General features: G+C 34.8%; 12 protein-coding genes. All 12 read right to left on the bottom strand.

The window, feature by feature from the left end; all coding sequences use genetic code 11:
* Nucleotides 1-395 precede the first annotated feature (395 nt).
* Nucleotides 396-1,421, bottom strand: coding sequence for a GH25 family lysozyme (locus CBP76_RS05255; RefSeq protein WP_102195893.1), 1,026 nt, complete (start codon nt 1,419-1,421; stop codon nt 396-398).
* A 1-nt stretch (nt 1,422) separates the two neighbouring features.
* Entirely contained in the window at nt 1,423-1,791 is a 369-nt protein-coding gene (locus CBP76_RS05250; RefSeq protein ID WP_102195892.1) for a hypothetical protein, read from the bottom strand.
* A gap of 152 nt (nt 1,792-1,943) precedes the next feature.
* Complete coding sequence (locus CBP76_RS05240; RefSeq protein ID WP_133120385.1) at nt 1,944-2,468, bottom strand: hypothetical protein; 525 nt, start codon at nt 2,466-2,468, stop codon at nt 1,944-1,946.
* A 59-nt stretch (nt 2,469-2,527) separates the two neighbouring features.
* On the bottom strand, nt 2,528-3,493 hold the full coding sequence (locus CBP76_RS13335; protein WP_245865617.1) for a hypothetical protein: 966 nt from the start codon (nt 3,491-3,493) through the stop codon (nt 2,528-2,530).
* Nucleotides 3,471-3,716, bottom strand: a complete 246-nt coding sequence (locus CBP76_RS05235) for a phage holin (RefSeq protein ID WP_245865615.1) — start codon at nt 3,714-3,716, stop codon at nt 3,471-3,473. The genes CBP76_RS13335 and CBP76_RS05235 overlap by 23 nt, the downstream gene beginning before the upstream one ends.
* Nucleotides 3,706-3,981 (bottom strand): hypothetical protein, encoded by a 276-nt coding sequence (locus CBP76_RS05230; protein ID WP_102195890.1) that lies wholly within the window; start codon nt 3,979-3,981, stop codon nt 3,706-3,708. Before CBP76_RS05230 ends, CBP76_RS05235 begins: the two co-directional genes overlap by 11 nt.
* Nucleotides 3,982-4,017: 36 nt before the next feature.
* Entirely contained in the window at nt 4,018-4,155 is a 138-nt protein-coding gene (locus tag CBP76_RS05225; RefSeq protein WP_102195889.1) for an XkdX family protein, read from the bottom strand.
* On the bottom strand, nt 4,155-4,535 hold the full coding sequence (locus CBP76_RS05220; RefSeq protein ID WP_102195888.1) for a hypothetical protein: 381 nt from the start codon (nt 4,533-4,535) through the stop codon (nt 4,155-4,157). The genes CBP76_RS05225 and CBP76_RS05220 overlap by 1 nt, the downstream gene beginning before the upstream one ends.
* Nucleotides 4,536-4,546: 11 nt before the next feature.
* Nucleotides 4,547-5,815: a hypothetical protein gene (locus CBP76_RS05215; RefSeq protein WP_102195887.1), complete on the bottom strand. Its 1,269-nt coding sequence runs from the start codon at nt 5,813-5,815 to the stop codon at nt 4,547-4,549.
* Entirely contained in the window at nt 5,815-6,594 is a 780-nt protein-coding gene (locus CBP76_RS05210; protein ID WP_102195886.1) for a BppU family phage baseplate upper protein, read from the bottom strand. The genes CBP76_RS05215 and CBP76_RS05210 overlap by 1 nt, the downstream gene beginning before the upstream one ends.
* 15 nt (nt 6,595-6,609) lie before the next feature.
* Complete coding sequence (locus tag CBP76_RS05205) at nt 6,610-7,170, bottom strand: hypothetical protein (RefSeq protein ID WP_102195885.1); 561 nt, start codon at nt 7,168-7,170, stop codon at nt 6,610-6,612.
* A 4-nt stretch (nt 7,171-7,174) separates the two neighbouring features.
* Complete coding sequence (locus tag CBP76_RS05200; protein ID WP_166667192.1) at nt 7,175-7,438, bottom strand: hypothetical protein; 264 nt, start codon at nt 7,436-7,438, stop codon at nt 7,175-7,177.
* Nucleotides 7,439-7,468: the final 30 nt, after the last annotated feature.

The raw sequence follows: 7,468 nt of genomic DNA, 5'->3' as shown, positions 1-7,468 counted from the left end.
TTTTACTGAGATATTATGCTTATTTAAGTCAAAAAAATAGAACATCCGAGAATGTTCTAAAATCAGTTATTTAAGGAGAGTACAGGATTATTTTATTGCTACTTTACGCCGTTAAATCAATGCTTACATGAATCTTTGGGACAACTTTGGGACAATGGATTTTAAAAGAGTATAGGTTTAAATACTGTCGTTAGTCTTAATTGACTAGCGATTTTTTTGTATAAAAATGAACTCAAATAAAAAAAAGCCCATCATCTAAATTAATAGATGATGGGTATTTTTTGTGTTTAGTAAGATACTAATAAATTAGAAAGGCAAGCTTAATATCACAAAAGCAATTATTAAGCTTAATTTAAAGTTAACTTCTTTCCGTATATTTCACAACATTTCTGTTTCTATTCAAATTTTGAACCTGATGTGTACTCGAATGGAATAAATTCATTGGTTGCAATTTTAGCCATCGGAATATCATTGATAACTTTGAATCCAGCGGTCTTAAAGGATTTACCAGTGCTGACAGATGCGTTCTGTACTCGGTTTCCATTACTATCAAAGACAGGTGCCGGTGAATAGCCCGTATATTTAACGATGATAAAATCTTTAAACTCTGTTTTTGATAGTGGCACAAAAATATTTGTTGCAATTTTATAATGTGGTTCGTTATTGATCATTACAATATCTGAACTCTTCCAAGTTGAACCAGCCTCATAAGCTTCAGGTCGTTCAATTCCTAATCTATCTACTGGATGAGTTTGTTCCGTCAATTTGATGACATTTTCTACTTTTGGTTTTTCAGGTTCAATTGTAGGCTGTGTGACTGCTTCAGTTTTAGCTGGTTGCTTATCAAAGATTCCCCAGTCATAACTCATATCTTGAGAACCACCTCCCCAGCTTGATGTGTATTGCCAAGCGACAATATTACCTCTTGCTCCACAATCGCTTGATCCGTAACTAGCTACCCAAGTCGGGTACTTATTAGCATTTAAGATACCTTGGTTGAACCAACTAGCCATACTGTATTGAAATACATTTGTATAGCCTTGTGCTTCAAGGTAATTAATGAAAGTATCGACATAACTTCCTACATTATTAGCATCCAATGATGGATCTTCAACATCAACACATAGTGGCGTATCCTTTCCAAAACCAAGTTTAATTACTGATTGCTCGAAGAATTTAGCTTCATTGATCGAATCGGCAACACTTGAAGCTAGAAAATAATGATAGAAACCAACATTCATTCCAGCTGCTAAAGCATTTTTTGCTTGGTTGATTGATTTAGGATTGAGGTAGTTATCTCCATCAGGGCTGCCTTGTGTGGTTTTAATTAGAACGCTAGCCACACCTGCATTAACTAATCCTTGAAAGAAGCCTAAATCGTCACGTTGAAAGCTAGACACGTCCGCAAAATATTTAGTCATACTAGTTCCTCCTTGTATTATTTTCTTGATTATACTTAGGTGTTTTCACTTCAGTTAAATCATCACTAATGGTACTTTTTGCTGAGGAATCGTATCCCCCAAGTGATCCCTTTACTCCAGCATATAAACCGGAAGTAAATCCACCTACCAATAATCCGGCAATTGTAGCTCTCCCTATATCTTCATGGAAAATAAGTGCAACTAATATACCGGCAATTATTCCAAAGATCATCGATGCAAATGGTAAATATTTACTCTCTAAAGGCGTTGCTACCTTAGTTAAGGCAGTGAATCCCATAGAACAGATAAGAATCAAAACTGTTAATCCTGCATTATCTATTAAATTTAAGCTTTTAATTATCTCCATCATGTTTACCCTTCTTATTGTTTTCCTTTAAAAAAGGCTAGCCAAACGGCCAGCCAGAACTTGACACTCAGTAATCGTACTTTCCAATTAATCTTCATCATCATTATCTCCTTTGATGAGTGCCTTCAACTTGCACTTATTCAATTGTTTACCCCCTAATTTAATACGTCTTCTGGTGCCGGTGTCCAAGGTGTAGTAGTGGTGCCCACCTCAATCTTAGGCTGATAAAAATATAAGAAGGTTCCTTTAGTGAAATCAAAAACGGCACCTAAGTTGGCAAGGTCAAATGCCCTAATATTGTCAGTGCTACTAGCAGGCCACGTATACGTGCTCGTTATTCTGTATACGTTTTTGCTAATGCTTGAAATATCATCTTTACCATTTGTATTATGTCCATACGTTGTAGTAAACCAGCTCACTTGCACAGCTTCCCCAGTTAAAGGAGCATCAGTGCTCACATAAATAGACTGTGTATAGAAAATTCCAGGAGTAGCACGAAGGTAAAAGGCAGGGTTTTGAGGCGTTATTTCCCTTGGTGAGACCGTTGCAGGTAAAGATATTTCCGTGCGTTTTTTATCCGCATTCCATACAGTATTCAGTGTTCCATACCACATAGTGAATGGGCCACTTGTCCCTGCCACCAAGTTTCTACCATAAACTTGTTTGTCGTTGCTGAACACCTTGTCTACTGGCGTGCCATTAACAACGCACGCTCTACCATTAATCGTTGTCATTTTAATCACCCCTCAATAAAATAGACACCAGACTTGTCAGTCAATGCGTCATAATCAGCTTGTGATATGACATTGATGACGGCAACTTCACCTTTGTCGCCCTTGTCACCTTTGTCACCCTTGTCACCCTTAGGTCCTTGTGGTCCAATATCGCCTTTGTCACCCTTAGGACCAGTTTTAGCAACCGTTAAAGCATCTATTTTAGCCTTTAAGTCTGAAATTGATTGAGCTACTTTTGCTTGCTGGTCAGCTGTGAAACTAGCGTTGGCTGCAATAATTTGCTTTTGAACGTCATCTAAAAAAGAATTAACGGGAGCTAATTGTGCCTTGATATCCGCAATTGTTTTATTTAATTCATCGCTGTTATTTTCCAAATCTAATTTTTTAGCAGCTAAATCAGCAACGATATTCTCGACATTTTCTTTAGCAGCATCTATGGTTGGTTGATATTGAGCCTTGGCATCACTCAAAGCCTTATCCATAAGCAACTTGAATTCATCTGGAATGTCTAATCCATCAATTTGAGATTTCATTTGTTGGATTTTTCCGAGCCAGTCTGCTTCGGCAGATTCCAAAAACTTATTAATGCTCTCAAGACCCGGAATGTAGTTGACTGAAGTATCATCAAGCTGTGCGCTAGGGATAATTGAGATATCAAATCCATTTGTGGTCACCTCGTTATTGATCACAAAATAAGCATCTTGAATCTTACCAACAGACTCAGTTAAATGCTTACTTACAGAATAACTGATCACGCTACCATTAACATTTGCTGGGTCATTAGAAACAATTGTCCCATCGGGTTTTTTGGCTACAAAGGTAGCAAAATCAATTTGTAAGGTTTCGTCTCCCCCATTTAAGATAGTTGCTTCAATAGTCACATCACTTTCACCTTGACGCAGAATAATTGGTTCATTATTGATCACAGCATCTTTACGAATATCGAGGCTAATATTTGCTATTTTTGTCATTTTTATCACTCACACCATCCTTTCCTGAAGTATCATAAATTAATCCTAGTGATCCAGCTATAACCAGCAACGTATTTACAATAGCCACAATCTGATTAATTTCATCGCTAGTAATTTCCCAACCAAATAAATGGCCAACTTGCTGGATTAATACCAAAACTAAGGAAGTCATGGATAACCACCAAGTTTTATTTTGATTTTTAATCGTTAATTTATTTTTCATTATTTATTCCTATTCCTATCCTATCTTCAACACGAATCAATCTTTTTTCATGATCCTTAAATATTTCTGTTAGGGTTTGATTATCATTCTTTGTTTCATCTTTAAAAGATTTAAATTGATTAGATAAATTCTTAATATCTGACCTTAATGGCTTAATAATTAATACGTTTACAAACCAAGCTAGTGCACCAATAAATATTGAAAAAAGTGAAAACAATGATAACCACTCTTCTAAGGAATACCCCATTATGATATGTGGTGGCATAAATTACCTTCTTCCCACAAAAAACTAGCCAAATGGCTAGCCTTCTTTGTTGTAATCTTGTCCTGTAATTGTCTTATATTGATCTGCATCAATATTCCCAATACCTACAAAGTAGGCAACTCCTTTATTGTCATATCCATTAATTGAATACATAAACTTGATAAATTCAAACATTATTTAGTACCTCCGTCTGTTGCTGTATTTTGTGCTGCTACTTGTTTTCCTAAAAGTGCTAATCCTGCAATAGCATTATCGGCCTTTTGATCAGCTGTATTGGCTGTTGCTATTGCCACCCCAACATTTTTACCTAGTAATGCATCAGCTTGAGTTTTCTCCTCGTCTGGTGTCATACCCGTTGAAACGTGAACTAATTTATTATCGGATTCGCGAATTGTCCACAAATACGATTCAGCACTAGAAAAGGCTGGATCACTATCAACTAGTACCCAACCTTTATCTTTAAATAATTTGACTTGTAATTCTGCACCTAGTTCATTAGTCGTTACTGTACCAACGATATTTCTATTATCGTCTAATTGAACTGCTATTTTCATATTCTGCCTCCTTAATTTTTATATGTAGTTACTTTAGTTGTTTTAACTGTGAAGCCAGGATATGTGCCACCACTATTATTTCCCTTTGCATCTTTTGATGTAAGACTAAAGGAAATCGTTAAATCAATAACCGAATTTTCTTTAATGTCAACATATGCATCATCAATTTTTGACAGATAATACGACATGCTCCCTTTATAAACATCTTCTTTAGAAGAAACCCAAGTGTCACGGTTTGATTCAATTTTAGTTTCAAGACTTAACTCAGTCGTTACATTTTTAATATCTAATTTATATCTATTTCCAATGATTAATTCTTCTTTAGGAATAGTAATTTTTGAAATATCAAATGGTGCTAAATCAAATCTATAACCAAAACCATTGCCCGGCAATCCTAGTGTATACGGCCCTGTAGCGTAATTGTCGGTAGTTACTTGTAACCCGTCCATTGAGTTATCAAATCCTTTTGTTAATCCTGCTAAAACAATATCTCCACTTGCACTTCCTGCAAACAAATTCACACTGGGTGGTAGTTGTGCCACAGCTGACTGAACTGAAAATGTGGCAATTATATCAACAATATAATCATAATTAGCACCCGTTGCACCAGATGTATTTCCATCATTAACATATCCTTGAATATGTTTGATAGTCAGTGTTTTGTCAGTATTGTAAGCCAATTGAATTTCTGGAGACTTAATATTGTCTCCATTTAGATTTTCACCCACACCGTTTATTGGAATAGATAGACTCTTACCGACTACTAAACCTTCAGATTTAACATAGTTTGGATATGAAGCAGTAGTGGTAAAGTAACCATCTTTTGGAGTATTACTTGGATCATAATTCAAATCAAGTGTACTTACTGCTCCTTTGGTTCCAGCAGTCATGACGGTCTTTTGAATATGGCCCAAAATTGTAAGCCCTGTATATTGCCCAAAGGGTTTTAATCCAGGGTCATCATTAAATGTGACAATAGTATCTTTTGTAGGATCATCAATTCCCGACCATTCCAAATTTCTTTCAGTAATTTCACCATCTGCTAATGATCCAGCGTAATAATTATCTCCAAAAGTCGGATGACCTGGGTTGTCTGGATCTGTATTGCCACCATTATTGTTTGATGAGGAGCCAAACCATTTTGATTCTAGAGAAATATAATTAGTTTTCAAATCTGTTTTTGCAGTGTGTGTTGTATTCCCTTTATCATCAATTATTTTAACTCCAACAGGCATCATGTTATTACGATTTCTCGATTCATTATCAATCACATTTACCATTAATTTGCCTCCAATTCTGATAATATATATTGCCAATGCTTTTCAATATCAGGATCAACTTGACCAATATCAAAATCACTATTTAAAGCTGTTTGAATAGCCTTAGTAAAATCGTTGTTTTTGATAGCCTCTTCAATAACAGACATGCGGTTGTTGTAGTCAGATAACTTTGCCAAAACAATATCATCTAAATTTTGAATATTATTCATAATCAAATCTGTATATGACTTTTGAAGCTGTCCTAACTCATATAGGGCTCTTTCACCCTCACCCCAATATTCCTTATGAGGAAGTTCATCAGGATAATAATTACTATCTTCTAAAATTCGCACATTGAAAAATAAAGTTTTAACAACATTTAAATTCTTATCTCTAAATTTGAAATAGGCGTTTCGATAATCTCCTGCATGAATAGTTGCCTCTTTTGGTAATGAGAAACTAATCAAACCTGTAGTTGGATCTTTGGAATCAAAATTATCATCACTTGTAATTGGAATACCTGCTGGATCTGTTCCAACAAAATCTCCATGCCAATCTGTTAAATCGAATTTATTGCCATAATTCAATATCTGAACATCAATCTTGGAAAGGCCACCCTCACCTTGCTTAGCCAAAAGAATTGGCATAACCCGTTTTGTAATCTGTCGCATATAAACACTTTGAGGACTGTTCATATTGTTTTCGTCAGATGAATCTAATCTGTCTAAATAAAATGCTTCTTCTTTACCGATATCAAAAATTATAATTTGAGGAATTGGTAAATCTGTTGTTACATCCATATTTTTACTTCCTTTCTAAAATACTCCTGGTTTTTTAATCCCATTAGAAGTAGGATTTTCATTTTTTAAATGATCTATTTGTGACTGCAAGACACGTACTTTTTCGTCAATTTCTTCTTTTTTATAATATTGATCAGAAAACTTACTTAAAAATTCCGCCGTTTTAGCAGAAATAATTGTTTCAACAAACCCTTTAAAGTTGCTTAACGTATCTTTAAGCTTTGCAAAAAAATTTCTTTGATCAGTTTCATATTCATATAGTGAATTAATAGACTTTTGAATCTGATCGCTGTTGCTATTGAAAATGTCTTTAGAATTGCTATCAATAACACCATTCCATTTATCTAAATCAACGTTGTGCCAATAATTAGGTAAGTCAGGAACTGGTGGGAATACCGTTTCATCAGTTACAGCTTTAAAGTTATATACTTCTGAATCAGTAGTGCCATCAGAATTTTGTTTTGAAATAATTACTTTCTCACCATTATCAAAACTTAAAACTGCTGTCTTTCCATCTTTAGACTGCATACTCAAGCCTGGAAATTCTGAATCTACTACTCCGTCTGGTAAGTACAATTAATCACGCCCTTTCTTTTAATTCAGACATTTCACCGTCTGTAAATTCGTAATATTCGTTAGTTGTAATAATTTCTACAATTCCATTTTTTGAATCTATAAATGTTGCCCGTAGGTATCCTTTTGGGATATTTGCGGGTTTATTTAATGTATTTTCATCAAAATAAAAAGGACCCGAAGCATTAATTAACTTCATATCCTTAACATATGTTGCATAAGTATTATTTTGATTCATTAATTCTTTAATGTGATCGTCTAAATCAACCACGGCTAAATAATGCGTTTGTGGATAATAATA

The sequence above is a fragment of the Companilactobacillus nuruki genome (genome assembly GCF_002872255.1).
Taxonomy (GTDB): Bacteria; Bacillota; Bacilli; order Lactobacillales; family Lactobacillaceae; genus Companilactobacillus; species Companilactobacillus nuruki.
The sequence above is the reverse complement of the archived record's forward strand: the minus strand, read 5'-3'. Positions and strand labels throughout refer to the sequence as shown.

Coding starts and splice junctions, on each gene's coding strand:
- CBP76_RS05255 (WP_102195893.1), bottom strand. CDS start 1,421: ATGACTAAATATTTTGCGGACGTGTCTAGCTTTCAACGTGACGATTTA.
- CBP76_RS05250 (WP_102195892.1), bottom strand. CDS start 1,791: ATGATGGAGATAATTAAAAGCTTAAATTTAATAGATAATGCAGGATTA.
- CBP76_RS13335 (WP_245865617.1), bottom strand. CDS start 3,493: ATGACAAAAATAGCAAATATTAGCCTCGATATTCGTAAAGATGCTGTG.
- CBP76_RS05235 (WP_245865615.1), bottom strand. CDS start 3,716: ATGAAAAATAAATTAACGATTAAAAATCAAAATAAAACTTGGTGGTTA.
- CBP76_RS05230 (WP_102195890.1), bottom strand. CDS start 3,981: ATGCCACCACATATCATAATGGGGTATTCCTTAGAAGAGTGGTTATCA.
- CBP76_RS05225 (WP_102195889.1), bottom strand. CDS start 4,155: ATGTTTGAATTTATCAAGTTTATGTATTCAATTAATGGATATGACAAT.
- CBP76_RS05220 (WP_102195888.1), bottom strand. CDS start 4,535: ATGAAAATAGCAGTTCAATTAGACGATAATAGAAATATCGTTGGTACA.
- CBP76_RS05215 (WP_102195887.1), bottom strand. CDS start 5,815: ATGGTAAATGTGATTGATAATGAATCGAGAAATCGTAATAACATGATG.
- CBP76_RS05210 (WP_102195886.1), bottom strand. CDS start 6,594: ATGGATGTAACAACAGATTTACCAATTCCTCAAATTATAATTTTTGAT.